This is a genomic window from Muricoccus radiodurans (genome assembly GCF_050154705.1).
Classification (GTDB): domain Bacteria; phylum Pseudomonadota; class Alphaproteobacteria; order Acetobacterales; family Acetobacteraceae; genus Roseomonas; species Roseomonas radiodurans.
In genome coordinates this window covers 167,530-187,155 of the sequence record NZ_CP189561.1, presented here as the reverse complement: position 1 = coordinate 187,155, position 19,626 = coordinate 167,530, and the positions used below count along the sequence as shown (strand labels likewise).

Genomic DNA, 19,626 nt, shown 5'->3' with positions numbered 1-19,626 from the left:
CGACCTCGCGTGCGTTCAACCTCTGCCAGCCGCTCGGTCCCAAGCCGGCCACCATGTCGCCCCACGCCGTCGACCAGCTCATGACGCTGGCGCTGCACCATCGTGCACCGGCCACGCCGGAGGAGCTTCGAGTTCCCACACCCTGGCTTGAACTGATGAGGCTTTGTCGGCACAGCGCCTCGGAGCCACGCGTGGGGAAAGCATGAAGGATTCGGAATGGTCCGTGATCCTGTTCGGGCTCTTCTTCGGGGTCCTCGGGGGGGCGTCGTTGTATGTGTCCCGCGCGGAGCTCGATGGCATCACGCCCGGGACGGGGTGGGACTTCACAGGAGACGGACAGGTCTCGGCGTCCGATATCCTTCTTTATCTTCGGTATAACCTCTGCACGCCGGTGCATCTCGCGATCAAGCTCGTTCCTGATCTTCAATCGACGCTGAAGGTCCCGACCGCCCGGCCGTTCAACGGAATGACAGAATTGGCGGGGGCCGCGGCCTGGATCGTAACATTGATCCTTTGCGCGAGACTGGGTGGAGCGATCGGGCGCCGGCTGGGTCAGCCCGACCCATACCGCTCCGCTGCCCAGGCGGCGTTACGCCATGCCAAGCAGTCTGAGCGGCGCGGACGGAGGTGACATCGACCATCCGGCCCAGCACGGAACCGTTCTTTCCCGCCTGCTCCGTCACCCCACGTCGCATGGCCTTCGACGCGAGGCAGGCCGAGATCAGCGGTGACGCCGCTCGCGTGGCCAGAGCTAGGTCACGCCTGCCACACCTGATCGCGGCCTCTGCCCAGTGGCTCACCCTCGATCGACGCCCCGAAGAACGGCTGCTTCGAGTCAGGAAACGTCCTCGGCGTGCTTCTCGGCACGACCTGTGCCGGACTGTCTTTGACCGGCCTCACGTCGAACGGCTCCATCCTGCTCGCGCACCAGGCCGCTGCCGGCTTCCGGCGCGCAGAAGGCCCACCATCCGAGGCCGTTCGGTCATGATCCGCTGGAAGGCTTCTGGCCCGGATCGATTCCGGTGCCGGACTCCTCCAGGCTAGGCTCCCGTTCCGGCGGCGCCTCCTTCCGCTCCAGACGCTTCTGCTTCTTGGCCTCGGCTTTTGCAGCCTTTTCCTTCTCACGTTCCCGGCGTTCAAAATTGTAATTGGGCTTGGGCATGATCAGAACCTTCCAAGGGGCGAGCGTGGGGCATGGGAGATCGTCGGAAACACCTTAGCCGCTAATCCTCTCTCGGCGCAGTCGGCGCCCGGAACCGCAGGCCGGCACCTCCACCGTTCTCCGGGATGAACAGCACACCCGCTGCTTCCAGTGCGCGCCGGATTGCGTCGAGGTTGTTCGTCATCGGAACGGACTTCCCCGTCTCGAAATTGCGGAGGGTGTTCAAACCGATCCGCGCGGTCTTCGCGAGCTCGTCTTGGGTCCAGCCCAACAGCCCACGCGCGGCGCGGCATTGCGGCGGTGTGATTGTCTCCACCGGCAAGAAAATAGCGCAGCCATGGCGAAAATGTCCAGGAGTGCGCATTTCACCCGGGCGCGGCTTTCTGCTCCCGGTATCGGCCAGTCCGACCGTGCGACGGGTCATTAACGTCCCGTCTTTGAGGCGGACTGTCCTCGATCAAGGGCATGAGCAGGTGCTCCGGCGGATCAAAGCCGTCGCGACAATCAGACGGGAAGATGGCGGCTTCGGATCGTTTCGTAGAGACGGTGCTTTGCAACGTAGTAATCCTGCACGAAGGGTAGGGCCGCCGGGCGCACCGGGGGCACTCTCGTTAGGCCCAACCCGGCCGGGCCGGACGCCAACGCCCGCCGCCCCACCTGCGCCGGCCTGGTTCGCTGACATAATACCCTGCCCTGACGAATCACACGGCCCGGCGGCACGCATCCGGGCGAAGCGGCCGAGCGGGGGAGGGTCCAGTCATCCCGCTCGGCCTGACCACAACTCCAAGCCTCTGGAGACCGGCGCCATGGCTAACTGCCACTCTACTACGCCAGGGCGGAGGAGAAAAAGAGAATGCGACGAAGTATCAATCGCGGCCTCTGACCTCTTCCTCGCGTCCCGTTCAAGGCGCTGGTGGCGCCGATCGTCGCCGTCCTGAAGGCAGCGTGGATCATGGTGATGCTGTGCAGAGGCTGTCCGAGACCGAGCGACGCGTCTTGGCCGATGAAGCTTGAGGGCGTCCGCAACGTGCTTCGCCGAGCGAAAGCACGAGGAGCCTTTCGCTATGCAGGTCCGAGCAGCACGATCCGGGCAGCGCCGCCAAGGGCACACAACCGCTACCGGTAATCCGCACAACTAAGCCCGGCAAAATGGGACTGAAGCGATGGCGCGCCCGAAGAGATTCGAACTCCTGACCCCCAGATTCGTAGTCTGGTGCTCTATCCAGCTGAGCTACGGGCGCATCGCCAAGGCTACTTCACCAACAACAAGCCGGCCGGGGTTAGTGGCGCGCTCGAGAGGATTCGAACCCCTAACCCCCAGATCCGTAGTCTAGTGCTCTATCCAGTTGAGCTACGAGCGCCGGCTTGCGCGGGAGATAGCGCCCCGGGCCGGACCGCGCAACCCTTCAGGCGGCGATCTTGTCCAGCTCCCGGATGACGGCCTCGCCCATGACTGTCGTGCCCACGCGGGCAGCGCCGGGAACCATGATGTCAGTGGTGCGGAGGCCGCCGGCCAGGACCCGCTCCACCGCCGTCTCGACCATGGCCGCCTCCTCCTCCATCCCGAAGGACCAGCGGAGGAGCATGGCAAAGGAGAGGATCTGGGCGCAGGGGTTGGCGATGCCCTTCCCCGCGATGTCCGGAGCGGAGCCGTGGATCGGCTCGTAGAGCGCGTGGCGCCGACCGCTGGAATCCGCCGCGCCGAGCGTGGCCGAAGGCAGCATACCCAGGCTGCCGGTGACCGCCGCCGCGAGGTCCGACAGCACGTCGCCGAAGAGGTTGCTCGCCAGGATCACGTCGAACTGCTTCGGTCGGGACGCGAGCTGCATGGCGCAGTTGTCGGCGTACATGTGGGAGAGCTCGACGTCCGCGAACTCGCGCTTACCGACCTCCGTGACCACCTCCCGCCAGAAGCGGCCGGACTGCATCACATTCGCCTTCTCGACGCTCGTCAGGCGGTTCGTGCGCTTGCGCGCCAGCTCGAAGGCCACCCGGGCGACACGGGTGATCTCCTCCTCGGTGTAGCTCTCGGTGTCGAAGCCGCGACGGGTGCCGTCCGGCAGGATCTCGATCCCGCGCGGTTCGCCGAAGTAGATGCCGCCCGTGCTCTCCCGCACGATCATCAGGTCCAGGCCGCGGACCAGATCGGGCTTGAGGGACGAGGATTCCGCCAGCGGCGCCCAGACCTGCGCGGGACGAAGGTTGGCGAAGAGGCCGAGTTCCTTGCGCAGGCGCAGGATCCCGATCTCCGGCCGCCGGTCGAAGGGAAGCTTGTCCCAGCGCGGGCCGCCGACCGAGCCGAAGAGCACGGCATCGGCGCGTGCCGCGGCCTCCACCGTCCGGTCGGGGCAGGGATGCCCCTCGGCCTCGATGGCGGCGCCTCCGACCAGCCCTTCCTCCACGTCGAAGGAAACGTGACGGCGGCGGTCCATCCAGTCCACGACCCGAAGGACCTCGTGCATCACCTCGGGCCCGATCCCGTCACCGGGAAGGACCAGGAGCTTCTTGTTCGACGCCATGCGGGAAACTCCGGGTCCGGTGAGGGTCAGATCAGGCGTAGAGCCAGGGCTGCGCGGCGCGCTGCCGCTCCTCGAAGCCCTGGATGACGGGGGCACGTTGCATCGTCTCCCCGATATCGTCCAAGCCCTTGAGGAGGCGCTCCCGGCGCAGCGGGTCGATCCGGAAGGGGATCTCCTCCCCGTTCGGGCGGATCACCACCTGGCGCCCAAGGTCCACCGAGATGCGGGAATTCGCGCCCATCCGGGCGTCATCCATCAGCTGGTCGCAGATCTCCCGCGGCAGCTTGATGGGCAGCATCCCGTTCTTGAACGAGTTGTTGTGGAAGATGTCGGCGAAGTCCGGCGCGATGACGCAGCGGATGCCGAAATCGGCCAGCGCCCAGGGTGCGTGCTCCCGGCTGCTGCCGCAGCCGAAATTCTCGTGCGCGATCAGGATTTCCGCGCGGCGGTAAGGCTCCTGGTTGAGAACGAACTCTGGCTTCTCCGACCCATCGTCGTTGAAGCGCATGTCGGCGAAGGCGGCCTTGCCCAGCCCCTTCCGCTCGATGGTCTTGAGGAAGCGGGCCGGGATGATCTTGTCCGTGTCCACGTTCGCCATCGGCAGCGGCGCGGCGATGCCGGTCAGGGTCGTGAAGGGGGTCATGCCATCTCTCCCTGCGCCTCGGCGCGCGACATCTCCCGAACATCCGTCAGGCGGCCCGTCACCGCCGCCGCGGCCGCCATGGCCGGCGACAGCAGGTGCGTGCGCCCGCCCTTGCCCTGCCGCCCCTCGAAGTTGCGGTTGGAGGTGGAGGCGCAGCGCTGCCCCGGCTCCAGCTTGTCCGGGTTCATGCCGAGGCACATGGAGCACCCGGCCTCCCGCCACTCGAAGCCCGCCTCCTTCAGGATGCGGTCGAGCCCCTCCTGCTCGGCCTGCTCCTTCACCAGGCCGGAGCCCGGGACGATCATCGCCCGCACGCCCTCGGCCACGCGGCGGCCCTTGGCGACGGCGGCAGCAGCGCGGATGTCCTCGATACGGCCGTTGGTGCAGGAGCCGACGAAAACCGCGTCCACCTTCAGGTCCTGAAGGCGCTGGCCCGGCGTCAGGCCCATGTACTGCACCATGCGGCGGAGCTGGGCACGCCGCGCCTCGTCCTCGGCCGCCTCGGGGTCCGGGACCACGCCGGTGATCGGCAGCACGTCCTCGGGCGAGGTGCCCCAGGAGACCATCGGCACGATCTCCGAGGCGTCCAGCCGAACCTCCTTGTCGAAGACCGCGCCGGGGTCGCTCGGCAGGGTGCTCCACCACTGGATGGCGCGCTCCAGCGCCTCGCCCTTCGGCGCCATCGGGCGCGTGCGGACGTAGTCGAAGGTGGTCTGATCCGGCGCGATCATGCCGGCGCGCGCGCCGCCCTCGATCGACATGTTGCAGACCGTCATGCGGCCGGCCATGTCGAGCGCCCGGATCGCCTCGCCGGCGAACTCGATGACGTGGCCCGTGCCGCCGGCCGTCCCGATCTTGCCGATGATGGCCAGCACGATGTCCTTCGCCGTGCAGCCGAAGCCCAGCTTCCCGTCCACCGTCACCCGCATGTTCTTCGCGGGCTTCTGCAGCAGGGTCTGGGTGGCGAGCACGTGCTCCACCTCCGACGTGCCGATGCCGAAGGCTAGCGCGCCCATGGCGCCATGGGTGGAGGTGTGGCTATCGCCGCAGACGATGGTCATGCCGGGCAGCGAGACGCCCAGTTCCGGCCCGATGATATGGACGATGCCCTGACGCTTGTCGTTCAGCGGGATGTAGTTCACCCCGAACTCGGCGACGTTCCGCTCCAGCGTCGCGACCTGCAGCGCGCTCTCCGGCTCCTGGATGCCGGTGAAGCGGGTGCTGTCGGTGGGCACGTTGTGGTCGGTCACCGCGATGGTGCCGTCCAGCCGGTGAACCTTGCGCCCGGCGTTGCGCAGCCCCTCGAAGGCCTGAGGGGAGGTCACCTCATGCACGAGGTGCCGGTCGATGTAGAGGAGCGCGGTGCCGTCCGGGAGGGTCTCCACGACGTGGGCGTCCCAGATCTTGTCGAACAAGGTGCGCGGCTTCGTGGCCGACATGTTGCTTTCCCCTCTACAGCCCGCCGATGGGTGGCCCGCTGATCGCGCGGGCCACCGGCGGGATCACGCCTGCTGTTCGTTCAGCTGCTCGCCGGCCGCGACCGGGCTCTCGGCCACCGCGGAGGCGCCACCCTTGCCGCGGATCGCCGCCTTCTCCTGGATGCGCGCGGACTTACCCGTGCGGCCACGCAGGTAGTACAGCTTCGCGCGGCGCACCTTGCCGCGGCGCATCACCTGAATGTCGGCCACGTTCGGGGAGTAGAGCGGGAAGACGCGCTCCACGCCCTCGCCGTAGGAGAGCTTGCGGACGGTGAAGTTGCTGTTCAGGCCGCGGTTGGAGCGGGCGATCACCACGCCCTCATAGGCCTGGGTGCGGATGCGCTCGCCTTCCTGCACCTTCACCATCACGCGCACCGTGTCGCCGGCGGCGAAGTCCGGCACCGCGCGGGCGGCGGCGAGCCGGGTCATCTGGTCGTGCTCGAACTGCTGCAGGAGGTTCATCGTCGTATTCCCTTCGTTCAGATCGTTTAGGCGGGCTGCGCCGCGCCGTGCAATTGGGGGGACAGCAGATCGGGCCGGCGGGCGCGCGTCACGGCCTCGGCCTGCGCGCGTCGCCAGGCCGCGACCTGGCCGTGATGGCCGGAGAGGAGGACCTCCGGCACGCGAAGGCCGCGCCAGTCGGCCGGCCGGGTGTAGTGCGGGTATTCGAGCAAGCCGTCCGAGAAGCTCTCCTCCTCCGCCGACTCGCTGGCGCCCATGACGCCGGGGATGAGGCGCACGCAGGAATCCAACAGCACCATGGCCGCCAACTCCCCGCCGGACAGCACATAATCCCCGACCGAGACCTCGATCATGCCGCGCGCCTCGACCACGCGTTGGTCCACGCCCTCATAGCGGCCGCAGAGCAGAACGACGCCGGGGCCGGCCACCAGATCCCGCACCAGCGACTGCCGGAGCGGGGTGCCGCGCGGGGTCAGGAAGACCAGCGGGCGGGTGTCCCCCTCCGGCATGGCGGCGGCCACGGCGGCGTCCACCACGTCCGGACGCATCACCATCCCGGCGCCGCCGCCGAAGGGCGTGTCGTCCACGGTGCGGTGCCGGTCCGTCGCGGCGTCCCGAATGTTCCGGGCCTCCAGCGACCACAGCCCACGCTCCAGGCCACGGCCAGCCAGGGACCCGCCGAGCGGGCCTGGGAACATCTCGGGGAAGAGGGTCAGAACCGTCGCGCGCCAGCTCATGCCGCGTCCCTTCCGCCGCTCCGGCGGCGCAGGGGCGCGCGGCGCGGCAGCGGATCGGACGACGCCTCCGCCTCGCCGGGTTGCGGCGGCACCTCGATGGAATCCGGCGGCACGACGGTGATCCGCCCACCCGCGACGTCCACCACCGGCACGACGGCGCGGGTGAAGGGGATCAGCGTCTCGCGCCCGGCCCCGTCGCGCAGCGTCAGCACGCTGCCCGCCCCGAAATCCTCCACCGCCGAGACAGTGCCGAGATCGGCGCCGTCCTCCGCCACCGCCCGCAGACCGATGAGGTCGGTCAGGTAGAACTCGTCCTCCTCGGTCGCCGGCAGGCTGTCGCGCTCGACATAGAGCTTCGTGCCGGTCAGCCGCGCGGCGGCGTCGCGGTCCGTCACCCCCTCCACCCTGACCAGCCCATCCGCCAGCCATTGCAGCACGAAGTGCCGCGTCCCGCCCTCGTCGAGGAGCGGGCCATAGCCGGCGATCGCCGCCGGCTCGGCGGTGTGGGAGCGGACATGGATCAGCCCCCTCACCCCGTGCGGGCGGCCGAACTCGCCGACCAGGATGCGACGCGGTGCGGACATGGCGCGGTGCGCGATGGCTCCTGACGGATCAGCCGGCCGCGGCGGCGGCCGCGGCGGCGCGCTCCTGCGCCTTCTTCTTCGGCGCGGACTGCTTCGGCTGCTCCGGGAACACCGGCATCGGCGCGAGGCCGGCCTTGCCGAGGAACTTCGCCACGCGGTCGGTCGCCACGGCGCCCTGGCTCACCCAGTGCTGGATGCGCTCGTTGAACAGGCGCACGCGCTCGGCGTGGTCGGCCGGCAGCATCGGGTTGTAGGAGCCGAGCCGCTCGATGAAGCGGCCATCGCGCGGGGAGCGGCTGTCCGCCACCACGATGTGGTAGTAGGGGCGCTTCTTCGCACCGGCGCGGGCAAGGCGGATCTTAAGGCCCATCAGGAAGTCCTCTTCGCTCTCAGTCTGGTTAAAAAGGCCGACGGCCGCCGGCGCCGGGCAGGAGGGCGCCGAGCCCACCCCGCATCAGCCCCTTCTGGCCGAGCTTGCTCATCCGCTTCATCATCGCGGACATGTCGTCGAACTGCTTCAGCAGGCGGTTCACGTCCTGCACGGTCACGCCGGCCCCGGAGGCGATGCGCTTCTTCCGCGACGCCTTGATGATGTCCGGGTTCCGCCGCTCCTTCATCGTCATGGAGGAGATGATCGCCGCCTGGCGCCCGATGAGCTTGTCGTCGAGCTTCGCGCCCTCGATCTGCGCCTTCATCTTGCCGATGCCGGGCAGCATCCCGAGGATGCCGGACAGGTTCCCCATCTTCCCGACCTGCTTCAGCTGGGATGCGAAGTCCTCCAGGTCGAAGGTGCCCTTCTGCATCTTCGCCGCAAGCTTCGCGGCCTCGGCCTGATCGATCGTCTCGGCGGCCCGCTCCACCAGGGAGACGATGTCCCCCATGCCGAGGATGCGGGACGCCACGCGGTCGGGGTGGAAATCCTCCAGCGCGTCCAGCTTCTCGCCCGCGCCCAGCAGGCGGATCGGGGCGCCGGTGACGGCGCGCATGGACAGAGCCGCGCCACCCCTCGCATCGCCGTCCACGCGGGTCATGACGATGCCGTTCACGCCGACGCGGTCCTGGAAGTTCCGCGCGGTGTTCACCGCGTCCTGGCCGGTCATGGCATCCACGACGAGCAGCGTCTGATGCGGGCGCGTCGCGGCCTTCACTGCCGCGACCTCCTCCATCAGCGCGTCGTCGATCGAAAGGCGCCCGGCGGTGTCGAGGATCACCACGTCGAACAGCTCGCGCCGCGCCGTGTCCATGGCACAGGCGGCGATCTCCAGCGGCCCCTGCCCCGGCACGATCGGCAGGCTGGTCACGCCGGCCTGCTTCGCCAGCGTCTCCAGCTGCAGCTGCGCGGCCGGGCGCGCCACGTCCAGCGAGGCGAGAAGCACCTTCTTCTTGTCGCGGCTCCGCAGCCGCAGCGCGATCTTGCCGGAGGTGGTCGTCTTGCCCGAGCCCTGGAGCCCGACCATCAGGATCGGTACCGGCGCCGGCGCGTTCAGGTCCAGGCCCGGCTGCACGGCATCGGCACCGCCGCCCAGCGCCTCAACGAGTGCGTCGTTGACGATCTTGATGACCTGCTGCGCCGGGGAGACGCTGCGGATCACCTCCGCGCCCACCGCGCGCTCCCGCACCTTCGCGATCAGGTCGCGGGCCACCGGCAGGGCGACGTCCGCCTCCAGCAGCGCGACGCGCACCTCGCGCAGGGCCTCGGTCACGTCGGCCTCGGACAGGGCACCGCGGCGGCGGAGCTTGTCGAAGACGCCGTTCAGGCGGGTGGAGAGGGCCTCGAACATCGGGGCGGGCGGGACCTATACTTCTTTGGGACCGGCCCATGACCGATCGCGCCGCTGCGCGAGTCTTCGCGGAGCGGCGGAGCCGGCACCCTCAGGGGGCGGCCGACCGGCGGGCGGGACAGGTCCCGGGAGGCGGGCGCATACCCCCCCTCCCCTGCCCCGTCAAGGAAAACCGGGCCAGGATGCGCCCATGACCGCACCCGATTTCTCCGCCGGCACCGCCGAGGCGGCCGCCATCGCCCGCGCCTGGACCGACGCCGGCGGCCCAGGCGGGGCCATCGTCCTGTTCGACGGCGATGGCCCACGCGGCGCCGCATCGGGCGGCCTGGCCAGCATCGAGCACGGCGTCTCCTTCACCCCCGACACGCCCAGCCGCTGGGCCTCCATTAGCAAGCAGTTCGCCGCGGCCACCCTGCTGCTGTCCGGCTTCGATCTCGAGACGCCACTCGGGAAGCTCGTGGCGGACCTTCCGGACGCGATTGCCGCCGTCCCGCTCGGCCGCGCCTTGGACATGACGGGGGCCATTCCCGACCTGATGGAAACCCTTGTCCTGCTCGGGGTTCCCTACACGACCAGCCTCAGCCCGGCGCAGCTCTTCTCCCTCATCAAGCGGCTGCCCGGGACCGGTGGCCCGCCCGGGCGGGAGATGGCCTATTCCAACACTGGCTGGCGCCTCACCGAGGCGATTTTCGGCACACCAGCGCCCGACGCCTTTGACGACCCCGCCAAGCCACGCGCGGCGAAGAGGTCGCACCGCTCCGATCCGAATTACGAGGCCGCGCTGCGCCGGCTCGTCCTTTCGCCGCTCGGCCTCGACGCGGTCGCCTTCCCCGTCGACGAGACGGCGGTCGTCCCGAAGCTCGCCACGCCCTACTGGCGGCACGCGGGCGGCTGGCGGCGCGGGCGGTACGGGCTGAACTATTCCCCGTCCGGCGGGCTGGCGGGCAGCGCCACCGACCTCGCGCGCTGGGGGGCCGCGCTGCTGGGCGGGCGCGGCCCGATGGACGGGATGCTCGCCCGCCTCTCGGCGCTACGCCTCTTCGAGAACGGGACGCCGAGCTTCTACCGCCTCGGCCTCTCCACCCTCATGCTCGGAGACCTGTTCCTGGCGGGCCACGGCGGATCGCTGCCCGGGAACAAGACACATATCCTCATGGCACCGGCTCTCGGCTGCGGCGTGGCCCTGATCTCCAACCAGGAGGAGACGGACGCCCTCCCCCTCGCGCTGCGGGTCATGGCGGCCCTGACCGGACGCTCCCTGCCCCGGCCGGCCTCCCTTCCGCCTGGCCTCTACGCTTCGGCCGACAGCGAGGCCTGGGCCGAGGTGGAGGGCGAGACGATCACCTTCATGGGCGTGACCGACCGGCTCTACGCCGCAGAGGATGGTGGCGCCCGCACCCTGCCCGCCTACCTCGAAGCCTCGCTGCGGCCGACGGCCGACGGCGCGCTCGAGGGGATAGTCGGCGGCGTCCGCCACCGCCTGCTTCCCGTCCCAAAGGACACGGCCCTCGATCCGGCGCTGGTCGGAGGCTGGCACAACAGGGCGTTCGGCGTCTCCTTGGAGGTCCGCGCGCCCGGTGTCGCGGAGTTCCCGGGCATTTTCCCGCGGGACGTCTCCACGCTGCTTCCGCTCCCCGGCGGCCGCGCGATCGGTCAGCGCCAGCACGGCCCCTGGGGCTCGCGCCCGCTTCTCTGGCGCCAGCCGGACGACACGCTGCGCCTGGTCGCGCATCGCTCCCGCGTCCTGACCTTCGAGCGGGCTTAGGAACTCGCCGTGCCCGAACTCCGCACCCTGCGGACACCCGTGCTGGAGATCGCCTACGAGGAAACCGGGCCGGCCGATGGCCTACCGGTCGTCCTGCTGCACGGTTATCCCTACTCGCCCCGCTCCTATGACGAGGTGGTCCCGGTCCTCGCCGCCGCGGGGCGCCGCTGCCTCGTGCCCTATCTCCGTGGCTACGGCCCCACCCGCTTCCTTGACCCCGCCACGCCCCGCTCCGGCCAGCAGGCAGCGCTGGGGAAGGACCTGCTGGACATCCTGGACGCGCTGGCCATCCCGCGCGCCGTGCTCGGCGGTTACGACTGGGGCGGTCGCGCGGCCTGCATCGTGGCGGCGCTCTGGCCGGAACGGGCCGCGGGCCTCGTGTCCTGCACCGGCTACAACATCCAGGACATCGCCGCCGCGGCGGTGCCGGCCGAGCCCGAGCAGGAACACCGCCACTGGTACCAGTACTATTTCCACACCGAGCGCGGCCGGGCCGGGCTCACCGCCAACCGCATCGGCATCGCAAGGCTCCTCTGGCGCCTCTGGTCGCCGGACTGGTCCTTCGACGACGCCACCTTCGCCGCCAGCGCAACCGCCTTCGACAACCCGGACCATGTCGACGTGGTGATCCAGTCCTACCGCCACCGCTACGGCTACGCGCCGGGCGACCCGGCGCTGGAGTCGATCGAGGAAGCCCTTGCCGGCCAACCCCGCATCGCCGTGCCAACGGTGGTCCTGCACGGTGACACCGACGGGGTCGGGCCCGTGGCCGCCTCCGCGGCCCACGACAAGCACTTCGCCGGCGCCTATGACCGCCGCGTGATCCCCCACACCGGCCACAACGTGCCGCAGGAGGCGCCAGGGGCCTTCGCGAAAGCCGTGCTCGACCTGCCCGCCTGAACGCAGGGCGTGGATCGGCCGGCGCTCGCTTCCCGCCTGGCACGCGCCGTGCTGCACTCCCGCCCCTCGGAACAGAGGGGCCTGGGATGATGACGTTGCGCCGGATCGCGCTTGCCTGCACCGCTCTCGCGGGCCTTCTGGCCTCGACACCGGCGATGGCGCAGCCCGCCCCGAACCGCGTGCTGCGCGTCGCGCCGCACGCGGACCTGCGCACGCTCGACCCGGTCTCCGCCTCCATCGTCATCACCCGCATGCACGGGCTGATGATCTACGAATCCCTCTTCGCCTGGGATTCCTCGCTCAACCCGCAGCCGCAGATGGCCGGGCGGCACGAGGTCTCGGCGGACGGGCTGACCCACACCATCACCCTGCGGAACGGGGTGCGATTCCATGACGGCCAGCCCGTGACCTCACGCGACGTCGTCGCCTCCCTCAACCGCTGGATGACTCGGGACACGGTGGGCGGGAAGCTGAAGGAGTACGTCACCTCCGTGGACGCGGTGGATGACCGGACCATTGCGCTTCGCCTGAACCGCCCCGCCTCCTTCGTCCCCTTCGCCCTCGGCTCCGCCGTCGGGATGATCCCGATCATCATGCGGGAGCAGGAGGCGCGCACCGATGCCTTCCGCCCGGTGACCGAGACGATCGGCTCCGGCCCCTTCCGCTTCAACCGCGGGGAATGGCGGACCGGCGCGCGCATCGTCTACGACCGCAACACCGACTACGTGCCGCGCACGGAGCCCGCCAGCGGCCTCGCCGGCGGCCGGCAGGTGCGGGTGGACCGCGTGGAGTGGCACATCATGCCCGACCCCGCGACGGCCGCCGCAGCCCTCCAGACTGGCGAGATCGACATCTGGGAGCAGCCGGCGCAGGACCTCGTCCCGACCATCTCCCGCTCGCGCGACATCCGGGTGGAGCGCTACACCGGCCTGTCCAACCAGGCGATGCTGCGTCCGAACCACCTCTTCCCGCCCTTCAACGACCCGCGCGCCCGCCTCGCCCTTGCCTACGCGACCGACCAGGGCGATTTCATGGCTGCCGGCTTCGGGGAGGAGCGCTGGTGGCGCCGCTGCGGCTCCTACTACATCTGCGGCTCGCCGAACGGCACGGAGGTCGGCAGCGAGCCCTACGCCACGCCGAACCTCGAGACCGCGCGCCGCCTCCTCGCCGAGAGCGGCTACCGCGGGGAGCGGCTGGTGCTCTCCACCTCGATGGACATCGCGCCGATCGGCCGCATGGCCGAGGTCGCGGCGGCCAACCTGCGCCGGGTCGGGTTCAACATCGACCTGCAGATCGCCGACTGGGGCACGGTGACGACCCGCCAGCAGAATCGCGGCCCGGTGTCGGAAGGGGGCTGGAACCTCTTCGTCACCACCGCCTCCGGCGCGACGATGCAGTCACCGATCACCAACATCGGCACGAACATGGCGTGCGACCGCGCCTGGTCCGGCTGGCCCTGCGACGAGCAGGCCGAGCGACTGCGCGCCGCCGTCGTGGACGCACCGGACGACGCCGCCCGCCGCGCGGCGACCGAGGCACTGCATCGGCGCCTCGCGGAGATGCAGCCCTATCGCGTGCTCGGCCAGTACGACCAGCCCTACGCGCGGCGCGCGAACATCTCGGCCGTGCTCGATGCACCGGTCATGCTCTTCTGGAACGTCGAGAAGAACTGACGCCGGGGTGGCCGCCCGCGCCTTCAGGGCAGGGCGGCCAGCAGGTGAGCCGGGGAGGTTCTCGCCAGCGTCCTCTCGCAGGGGTTCGAACCTGAACAGGCCAGCCACACCGGCCTGAGCGCCCCTGGCTGGATCGGGAAGGATCCGGCTTCCCGTGTTCATCCAGCCCGGTTTGATGGATTTGAACAACCCTCGAAGGCGAGATGTTCTCTATTTGTTCCCGCACGCATGCGCGCCCGTTTACGCGTCCAGCCGCCCGACGCTCTCTACAACCTTTCGTTAACTTTCCTCTTTCATTTTGGACGAATTTGCGTCATTTTTAGACAACCCAGCGAGCTGGTTGGAGGAACCATGTTTGCGATCATGCGCCGCAGTCGAGTTTCTGGCCCGGCCAACATCCCGACGAGCCAAGGCCTGAGCGGCTTCGACGGCGCCTCCCAGACCGGCGGCGCGCGTGGACAGACCGTCTGGTACGTCCTGGACAGCGTCGAGCATCAGGCGGACGTTCCGGCTGGCCACGACATGTGGAGCCACGTCGCCGTCCTCGTCGGGCACGCCCGGCGTTGCGGCGCTCGGGCGGAGGACCCGCCGAGCTACGACACCGGCACCCGGAGCTGGACGCTCATGCTGCAACTAGAGGGCCGCCGTGGCCGCGCGCAGGAGCTGGCTGTCCCCGTCCGCTGGCGAAACGGCGGCTAGGGCGTCCTTGTCGGAGGCCTCAGGCCCACAGGCCTCTCAACGCGCGCGGTAGCGGCCGTCCGCCTCGGACTCGGCTGCCCCCTCCGCCGCGAGCTTCACGAGATGCGCGAGCAGGCTGCGCGCCGCGGCCGGCGCCAGCCGCGGGTCCAGATCGGGGCCGTAGACCGGAGATACGAGCGCGGCCGCCGCGGCCGTTCCGCCCGAGCGCGTCGCGGCGCGCAGCGCGTCCAGCACCTTCGCCTCTCGTTCCCGGCGGTGCGCCGCCAGCGCCGTGAGGAAAGGCGCGGGGTCGTCCAGAGGCGGTCCGTGCCCCGGCAGCAGCCACGAATCGTCACGGGCCGCGACGCGCGCCAGGGAGCGCATGTAGTCCGCCATGTCCCCGTCCGGCGGGGAGACGACGCTGGTGGACCAGGACATGACATGGTCTGCGCTGAACAGGATGCCGGCCGGCGCGCCCTCTCCCTCATGCGCGAAGCAGAGGTGATTCGCGCAGTGGCCGGGCGTGTGCAGGGCGGTCAGGCGCCAATCCCGGCCCTCCAGCAGGGCGCCGTCAGCCAGGCGGTGATCGGGGATGAAGCCGTGGTCGCCCCCCTCTCCGCCCGCCTCGGGCGGCGTGACATGCGGGCCGAACCCGAAGGTCTCGGCCCCGGTCTCCGCCTTCAGCGGCGCCGCGCCCGCGGAATGGTCCCGGTGCGTGTGGGAGATGACGATCCGCGTGATCCGCTCCCCCGCCGTCGCCCGCAGGATCGCGGCGAGGTGGTCCGCGTCCACCGGTCCGGGGTCCAGGACCGCCACCTCGCCCCGCCCGATGAGATAGGTGTTCGTCCCGCGGAAGGTGAAGGGACCGGGATTGCCGCACAGGAGGCGCCGGATGCCCGGGGCGATCGCCTGGACCTCCCCCACGGGAAGCGGATCGTCGCGGCGGAAGGGGATGGTCACGATTTGCTCCGTCCGAATTCGCCGCGCAGCACCAGCAGCCCGGCCGCGATGATGAGGGCGGCGCCGATCAGCATGCCGAAGCCCGGCGCATCGCCCCAGATGATCCAGCCGAACAGCGCGCCCCAGATCAGCCCCGTGTAGCTGTACGGCCCGAGGGCGGAGACCTGCGCGCTGGCATAGGACTCCGTCAGCATGACCTGCGAGACGCCGCCGATCAGCCCGACCGTGATGAGCAGGAGCAGGTCCACGAAGCTCGGCGTCACCCAGCCGAAGGGCAGGAGCAGTCCGGCCATCGCGGCCATCAGCAGGGACTGCCACATGACGATCGTCGTGGTGGACTCGGTCGCCGAGAGCTGGCGCACCAGCATCGTCGAGAGCGCGGAGAAGAAGCCGCCCGCCGCGGCCACCGCATAGCCGAGCGCGGCGCCGCCCCCGATGCCGCCCTGCCCGAAGGCCACGACCAGCACGCCGACGAAGCCGAGCACGACCGCCGCCCAGCGCACCGGGCCTGGCCGTTCCCCCAGGAAGGGGATGGCGAGGAGGATGACGAAGAGTGGCTGCGTGTAGTTCAGGGCGATCTGGTCCGCGAGAGGCAGCATCGTGAGCGCGAAGAAGCCGGTCCCCTGCCCCATCATCCCGGCGAGCGCCCGCCCGGCATGGCTGCCGATCCGGCGCGTGGTGAAGAGCCGTCCGCTCCGCCAGCCCGCCAGCAGCACGATCGGCAGGGCGCCCGCATTGCGGAAGAACATCAGCTCGGTGAACGGGTAGCGGGCGAGCAGCAGCTTCACGAGCACGCTCATCACCCCGAAGCTGGCGGTGGCCGCCAGCATGAGCAGCGCCCCGCGCCGGAGGTCGTGCCGCAGCGGCATCAGGCCACCGCCTCGCGCGCCCGCACCCGCGCGCGGTGCAGGTTGTACAGTCCCGCCGCGACGATCACCGCCGCCCCCGCCGCCGTGGTCCAGGCCGGCACGTCCCCCCAGACGAGGATCCCGAGCAGCGTGCCGGTCAGCAGCGGCAGGTACTCGAAAGGGGCCAGCAGCCCGACCGGGGCCAGCGCGAAGGCTCGGGCGAAGAGAAGATGCGCCAACCCATTGCCGAGGCCGAGCACGGGGATCGCGATGAGCACGGAGACGGAGGGCCAGGTCCCCTGCGTCGCGATCGGCGGCGGGAAGACCGGCAGCAGCGCGATCCCCACGGGCACATGGGCCACCATGAGCCAGAAGGCGATCGTCGCCGGCCGGTCGGTCCGCGCCAGCACGCGCGTCCAGATCCGCGTCACTGCCATCATGATCACCGCGACGAAGAGCACCGCCGCCTCCCAGCGCCAGAGGTCTCCGCCCGGCCGCACCATGATCAGCACGCCGAGAAAGCCGCCCCCGGTGCTCGCCCAGCGCCTCCAGCCCACCGCCTCACCCAGCATCGGGATGGCCAGCACCGTCATCGCCAGCGGCGCGAAGGCCGCGATGGCGTAGCTGTCCCCCAAGGGAAGTCCGCCGAACCAGGCGAGGTAGTAGGCCACCGTCACCACGCAGTGCAGCCCGCAGCGCGAGAGCATGAGACGTCGGTTCACCGCCCGCATCCGCGCCATGCCGGACAGCATATAGACCGCCACCGCGCCCAGGGTCCCGCGGCAGATCATCGCCATCGCGACGCCGATCTCCGGCAGAACCCACTTCACCGCCGCGTCCGAGAAGGTGATCACCAGGAATCCGAGGGCGATCAGGCCGACGCCGCGGAGCGCCTCGTCCGGCCGGGCGCCCGACGCCGGGGACTCAGACAAAACCCGCTTCGGCCTCCTGGCAGGTGGCCCCATCCTCGTCCCGCGTCTCCAGCCGCAGCGCCGACCCGTCGCGCCGGCCAAGAAGGGCGAGCCGGCGCCCGTCGAAGCAGGGGCGCCGCCCGCGATAGGCGAAGCGGGCGAGGCGCTCCCCGGCGCCCGCGATGTCGAGCGCGTGCCGCGCGAGCAGCGTCGCCTGGAGCGGTCCGTGGACGACGAGGCCGGGATACCCCTCCTCCCCCGTGACATAGGGGTGGTCGTAGTGGATGCGGTGCCCGTTCCCGGTCAGGGCGGAATAGCGGAACAGCATCACGGGATCGGGGACCAGGGAGGCCTCCGCCGCGTCGGGCCAGGCCGGCGCGGCCGGGGCGGCGCGCACGGCGGCGCCCTCCGTCCCGCGATAGACAATGTCCTGCTCCTCCTCCAGCACCGGGCCGCGCGGGCCCACCACGGCGTGCTGCACCGTCACGAAGACGAGGCGGCCGGAGCCACCCGCCTTCTCAGTGACAGACAGGATCGTGCTGGTGCGCGTCAGCGCGTCGCCGGTGCGGATCGGCGCCTGGAATGTCACGCGGCCGCCGGCCCACATCCGGCGCGGCAGGTCGTGCACCGGCGGCAGGAAGCCGCCGCGGCGGGGATGCCCGTCCGGGCCGAGCTCCTCCGGCATCCGCCAGTCCTGGAACAGCAGCCAGTGCCAGAGCGGCGGCCACTCATCCCCGTCCAGCGAACGGCCAACCGTCGCCGCCATCCCCGTGGCCAGCCGAGGATCGGCGCTGTCGTCGCGGACCTCCTGCCGCCCGATATACTCCGGATAGGCCGCCGTCATTCGTTCCTCACGAAGAGCTTGTAGCCCTCGATCTCTCCCTCCTGCCGGTAGTTCCGGAAGGCCTCCGCGAACAGGGGGTGGCGGTTGAAATATTCGATGAAGTCGAATTCCCGCCCGCACCAGGGGATGCCGACGTGACGCGTCACCAGCACGGCCGAGGGCGGCGCGCGCGCGAAGTCCTCCGCGACGGTGCGGTAGACGAAGAACTCCGCCCGCGACATCTCCCAGGGCTGGCGGTAGCGCTCCCCGTTCTCCGGGCAGGTGCGGTTCACGCCCTGCAGCAGCCAGAGGTTCATGAAGCGCAGCGTCGACTGGGAATTGGCGTAGTTCAGCGCGGGATAGATCGGCCAGATGTCGGGCGTGAGGACCAGCAACCGCTCCCCATAGGCGTTGGTGCGGAGCCAGTTTGTCAGCCGCCCCCCCTTGCCGTCCTCAAAGGTGATCTCCCGGAAGGGCGCCTCTCCGCCGCGGACCATCATCAGGCAGAAGGCGGCCGCCAGAAGGGCGGAGACGGCCGGCGCCGCCGCCCGGGCCCGGACAGCCGGCAGCGCACCGTCCAGCCAGCGGCCGACCATGGCGGCCACGGTCACGCTGCCGAGCATCCAGGTCGGCGCGACGTGATAGGACCAGCCCTTGTGCTGCACCCAGGCCGCGATGATCGCCCCCGCCGTCGCGGCCCAGAGCGTGAGGGCCGCCGGCCCGAAGCGCCGGACCAGCGCGATCGTCGAGATCATGACGAAGAAGACGGTGGCCTCGCCCATCTCCTCCACCAGGAAGACCCGGAAGCCCGAGAGCCCGCCCAGGTCGACGTAGTAGCTCCACACCAGCGGCACGACATGGCCGAAATAGTCGGGGAAGAGGATCGGGATGGAGGCGAGATAGAGGACCCAGACCCCCGCCATGAGCCAGGGCACCGGGTCCCGCAGCGACCGCCCGAGGTTCCGCCAGCCCCGGTGCAGCAGCACCGCGAGTTCCACCAGCAGCGGCACCCCCAGGAAGTGCGGCTTCAGCGCGAAGGCGAGCGCCGCCAGCACCGCGGTTCCCAGGAGCAGCCAGCGCCCGGTCGGCAGACCGCGCATCCGCCGCGCCGCGAGAAGGGCATAGGGGATGGCGGCGGTGCCCATCAGCACCTCCCGCTGCCCGAAGTCATAGCCGGGCAGGACCATGGCCAGCGGGATGACCGCCGAGAGGCAGGCGGCCTCCATCGGCCCCTCCCCCATTCCGGACCGCAGCCGGGCTGAGAGCCACCAGCACAGCCCGCAGAACGCCACGAGAAGAAGGAGCAGCGACTCCACCCCGCTCAGGGGCGTGACCTGCGCCAGTGCCGCCGCCGGGAGGTTCAGGACGAAGATGAGCGGCGGGTTGACGTCGATCAGGTCGGAATAGAGCCGCTCCCCCGCCAGCCAGCGCTCCGTGAAGTTCAGCACCGCGGCCACGTCGTGATTCAGCGGGGGGGACAGGACGGTCAGCAGGAACAGCGCCGCCGGGAGCAGGGCCGCGACCTGCCAGCCCCGGGCGGAGACCCAAGGCGGAATCCAGCGCGTGAGCGGCGAGGCGGAGGTCGCGGGCGCCGCGGCGGCCGGCTCCGACAGAAGGGTGGCCCGCGGCGGCGGCGTGGGCTGGACGGGGGCGTTCATCGGGCGCTTCGCGCAATGATCCTGGGAGGGCGGCGACGGCAGCG

General features: G+C 70.4%; 20 protein-coding genes and 2 tRNA genes. 5 read left to right on the top strand and 17 right to left on the bottom strand.

Features of this window, described 5'->3' with window-relative positions; genetic code table 11:
- Nucleotides 1-223 precede the first annotated feature (223 nt).
- Complete coding sequence (locus tag ACP6CK_RS00985) at nt 224-631, top strand: hypothetical protein (RefSeq protein ID WP_426956907.1); 408 nt, start codon at nt 224-226, stop codon at nt 629-631.
- Nucleotides 632-982: 351 nt separating this feature from the next.
- Here ACP6CK_RS00985 and ACP6CK_RS00980 read toward each other — a convergent pair whose 3' ends face one another.
- From ACP6CK_RS00980 to ffh, 12 genes are all read right to left on the bottom strand, one after another.
- Nucleotides 983-1,162: a hypothetical protein gene (locus ACP6CK_RS00980; RefSeq protein ID WP_426956906.1), complete on the bottom strand. Its 180-nt coding sequence runs from the start codon at nt 1,160-1,162 to the stop codon at nt 983-985.
- A 61-nt stretch (nt 1,163-1,223) separates the two neighbouring features.
- The gene (locus ACP6CK_RS00975; RefSeq protein WP_426956905.1) at nt 1,224-1,586 is read right to left on the bottom strand and encodes a helix-turn-helix domain-containing protein; all 363 of its coding nucleotides are present in this window, start codon (nt 1,584-1,586) and stop codon (nt 1,224-1,226) included.
- Between the two features lie 740 nt (nt 1,587-2,326).
- Nucleotides 2,327-2,403 (bottom strand) — tRNA-Arg (locus tag ACP6CK_RS00970).
- 43 nt (nt 2,404-2,446) lie between these two features.
- Nucleotides 2,447-2,523 (bottom strand) — tRNA-Arg (locus ACP6CK_RS00965).
- 45 nt (nt 2,524-2,568) lie between these two features.
- Nucleotides 2,569-3,681 (bottom strand): 3-isopropylmalate dehydrogenase, encoded by a 1,113-nt coding sequence (gene leuB, locus ACP6CK_RS00960; protein ID WP_426956904.1) that lies wholly within the window; start codon nt 3,679-3,681, stop codon nt 2,569-2,571.
- 31 nt (nt 3,682-3,712) lie between these two features.
- Nucleotides 3,713-4,324: a 3-isopropylmalate dehydratase small subunit gene (gene leuD, locus ACP6CK_RS00955; RefSeq protein ID WP_426956903.1), complete on the bottom strand. Its 612-nt coding sequence runs from the start codon at nt 4,322-4,324 to the stop codon at nt 3,713-3,715.
- Nucleotides 4,321-5,763: a 3-isopropylmalate dehydratase large subunit gene (gene leuC / locus ACP6CK_RS00950; RefSeq protein ID WP_426956902.1), complete on the bottom strand. Its 1,443-nt coding sequence runs from the start codon at nt 5,761-5,763 to the stop codon at nt 4,321-4,323. Before leuC ends, leuD begins: the two co-directional genes overlap by 4 nt.
- A 63-nt stretch (nt 5,764-5,826) precedes the next feature.
- Nucleotides 5,827-6,264, bottom strand: coding sequence for a 50S ribosomal protein L19 (gene rplS / locus ACP6CK_RS00945; protein ID WP_426956901.1), 438 nt, complete (start codon nt 6,262-6,264; stop codon nt 5,827-5,829).
- 26 nt (nt 6,265-6,290) lie between these two features.
- Nucleotides 6,291-7,001, bottom strand: coding sequence for a tRNA (guanosine(37)-N1)-methyltransferase TrmD (trmD, locus tag ACP6CK_RS00940; protein WP_426956900.1), 711 nt, complete (start codon nt 6,999-7,001; stop codon nt 6,291-6,293).
- Nucleotides 6,998-7,585 (bottom strand): ribosome maturation factor RimM, encoded by a 588-nt coding sequence (gene rimM, locus ACP6CK_RS00935; RefSeq protein ID WP_426956899.1) that lies wholly within the window; start codon nt 7,583-7,585, stop codon nt 6,998-7,000. The genes trmD and rimM overlap by 4 nt, the downstream gene beginning before the upstream one ends.
- Nucleotides 7,586-7,613: 28 nt before the next feature.
- Nucleotides 7,614-7,955 (bottom strand): 30S ribosomal protein S16, encoded by a 342-nt coding sequence (gene rpsP / locus ACP6CK_RS00930; RefSeq protein ID WP_426956898.1) that lies wholly within the window; start codon nt 7,953-7,955, stop codon nt 7,614-7,616.
- A 28-nt stretch (nt 7,956-7,983) separates the two neighbouring features.
- Nucleotides 7,984-9,366, bottom strand: a complete 1,383-nt coding sequence (ffh, locus tag ACP6CK_RS00925) for a signal recognition particle protein (RefSeq protein ID WP_426956897.1) — start codon at nt 9,364-9,366, stop codon at nt 7,984-7,986.
- 190 nt (nt 9,367-9,556) lie between these two features.
- On the opposite strand from ffh, the gene ACP6CK_RS00920 reads away from it, so the two are divergent.
- The 4 genes from ACP6CK_RS00920 to ACP6CK_RS00905 all read left to right on the top strand — a co-directional run bounded on the left by ACP6CK_RS00920 (nt 9,557) and on the right by ACP6CK_RS00905 (nt 14,403).
- On the top strand, nt 9,557-11,131 hold the full coding sequence (locus ACP6CK_RS00920; RefSeq protein ID WP_426956896.1) for a serine hydrolase domain-containing protein: 1,575 nt from the start codon (nt 9,557-9,559) through the stop codon (nt 11,129-11,131).
- 9 nt (nt 11,132-11,140) lie between these two features.
- Complete coding sequence (locus ACP6CK_RS00915; RefSeq protein WP_426956895.1) at nt 11,141-12,031, top strand: alpha/beta fold hydrolase; 891 nt, start codon at nt 11,141-11,143, stop codon at nt 12,029-12,031.
- Between the two features lie 86 nt (nt 12,032-12,117).
- Nucleotides 12,118-13,704 carry an ABC transporter substrate-binding protein gene (locus ACP6CK_RS00910; RefSeq protein ID WP_426956894.1) on the top strand — a complete coding sequence of 529 codons (1,587 nt, stop codon included), beginning with the start codon at nt 12,118-12,120 and terminating at the stop codon, nt 13,702-13,704.
- Nucleotides 13,705-14,067: 363 nt separating this feature from the next.
- A complete protein-coding gene (locus ACP6CK_RS00905) occupies nt 14,068-14,403 on the top strand; it encodes a hypothetical protein (RefSeq protein WP_426956893.1) in 336 nt (111 codons plus the stop codon).
- A 36-nt stretch (nt 14,404-14,439) separates the two neighbouring features.
- Here ACP6CK_RS00905 and ACP6CK_RS00900 read toward each other — a convergent pair whose 3' ends face one another.
- The 5 genes from ACP6CK_RS00900 to ACP6CK_RS00880 are packed head-to-tail and all read right to left on the bottom strand — an operon-like array spanning nt 14,440 to nt 19,582.
- Complete coding sequence (locus ACP6CK_RS00900) at nt 14,440-15,342, bottom strand: MBL fold metallo-hydrolase (protein ID WP_426956892.1); 903 nt, start codon at nt 15,340-15,342, stop codon at nt 14,440-14,442.
- On the bottom strand, nt 15,339-16,211 hold the full coding sequence (locus tag ACP6CK_RS00895; RefSeq protein ID WP_426956891.1) for a DMT family transporter: 873 nt from the start codon (nt 16,209-16,211) through the stop codon (nt 15,339-15,341). Before ACP6CK_RS00895 ends, ACP6CK_RS00900 begins: the two co-directional genes overlap by 4 nt.
- Nucleotides 16,211-17,122, bottom strand: coding sequence for a DMT family transporter (locus ACP6CK_RS00890; RefSeq protein WP_426956890.1), 912 nt, complete (start codon nt 17,120-17,122; stop codon nt 16,211-16,213). The genes ACP6CK_RS00895 and ACP6CK_RS00890 overlap by 1 nt, the downstream gene beginning before the upstream one ends.
- Nucleotides 17,115-17,945: an FAS1-like dehydratase domain-containing protein gene (locus ACP6CK_RS00885; protein WP_426956889.1), complete on the bottom strand. Its 831-nt coding sequence runs from the start codon at nt 17,943-17,945 to the stop codon at nt 17,115-17,117. Before ACP6CK_RS00885 ends, ACP6CK_RS00890 begins: the two co-directional genes overlap by 8 nt.
- A complete protein-coding gene (locus ACP6CK_RS00880) occupies nt 17,942-19,582 on the bottom strand; it encodes a hypothetical protein (protein ID WP_426956888.1) in 1,641 nt (546 codons plus the stop codon). The genes ACP6CK_RS00885 and ACP6CK_RS00880 overlap by 4 nt, the downstream gene beginning before the upstream one ends.
- Nucleotides 19,583-19,626 lie beyond the last annotated feature (44 nt).

What these genes read in the sequence shown, in the direction of transcription:
- rplS (WP_426956901.1), bottom strand. Translation starts at nt 6,264, where the DNA reads ATGAACCTCCTGCAGCAGTTCGAGCACGACCAGATGACCCGGCTCGCC.
- ACP6CK_RS00905 (WP_426956893.1), top strand. Translation starts at nt 14,068, where the DNA reads ATGCGCCGCAGTCGAGTTTCTGGCCCGGCCAACATCCCGACGAGCCAA.
- ACP6CK_RS00880 (WP_426956888.1), bottom strand. Translation starts at nt 19,582, where the DNA reads ATGAACGCCCCCGTCCAGCCCACGCCGCCGCCGCGGGCCACCCTTCTG.
- rimM (WP_426956899.1), bottom strand. Translation starts at nt 7,585, where the DNA reads ATGTCCGCACCGCGTCGCATCCTGGTCGGCGAGTTCGGCCGCCCGCAC.
- ffh (WP_426956897.1), bottom strand. Translation starts at nt 9,366, where the DNA reads ATGTTCGAGGCCCTCTCCACCCGCCTGAACGGCGTCTTCGACAAGCTC.
- leuD (WP_426956903.1), bottom strand. Translation starts at nt 4,324, where the DNA reads ATGACCCCCTTCACGACCCTGACCGGCATCGCCGCGCCGCTGCCGATG.
- leuB (WP_426956904.1), bottom strand. Translation starts at nt 3,681, where the DNA reads ATGGCGTCGAACAAGAAGCTCCTGGTCCTTCCCGGTGACGGGATCGGG.
- ACP6CK_RS00885 (WP_426956889.1), bottom strand. Translation starts at nt 17,945, where the DNA reads ATGACGGCGGCCTATCCGGAGTATATCGGGCGGCAGGAGGTCCGCGAC.
- ACP6CK_RS00910 (WP_426956894.1), top strand. Translation starts at nt 12,118, where the DNA reads ATGATGACGTTGCGCCGGATCGCGCTTGCCTGCACCGCTCTCGCGGGC.
- rpsP (WP_426956898.1), bottom strand. Translation starts at nt 7,955, where the DNA reads ATGGGCCTTAAGATCCGCCTTGCCCGCGCCGGTGCGAAGAAGCGCCCC.
- ACP6CK_RS00975 (WP_426956905.1), bottom strand. Translation starts at nt 1,586, where the DNA reads ATGACCCGTCGCACGGTCGGACTGGCCGATACCGGGAGCAGAAAGCCG.
- ACP6CK_RS00920 (WP_426956896.1), top strand. Translation starts at nt 9,557, where the DNA reads ATGACCGCACCCGATTTCTCCGCCGGCACCGCCGAGGCGGCCGCCATC.
- trmD (WP_426956900.1), bottom strand. Translation starts at nt 7,001, where the DNA reads ATGAGCTGGCGCGCGACGGTTCTGACCCTCTTCCCCGAGATGTTCCCA.
- leuC (WP_426956902.1), bottom strand. Translation starts at nt 5,763, where the DNA reads ATGTCGGCCACGAAGCCGCGCACCTTGTTCGACAAGATCTGGGACGCC.
- ACP6CK_RS00980 (WP_426956906.1), bottom strand. Translation starts at nt 1,162, where the DNA reads ATGCCCAAGCCCAATTACAATTTTGAACGCCGGGAACGTGAGAAGGAA.
- ACP6CK_RS00895 (WP_426956891.1), bottom strand. Translation starts at nt 16,211, where the DNA reads ATGCCGCTGCGGCACGACCTCCGGCGCGGGGCGCTGCTCATGCTGGCG.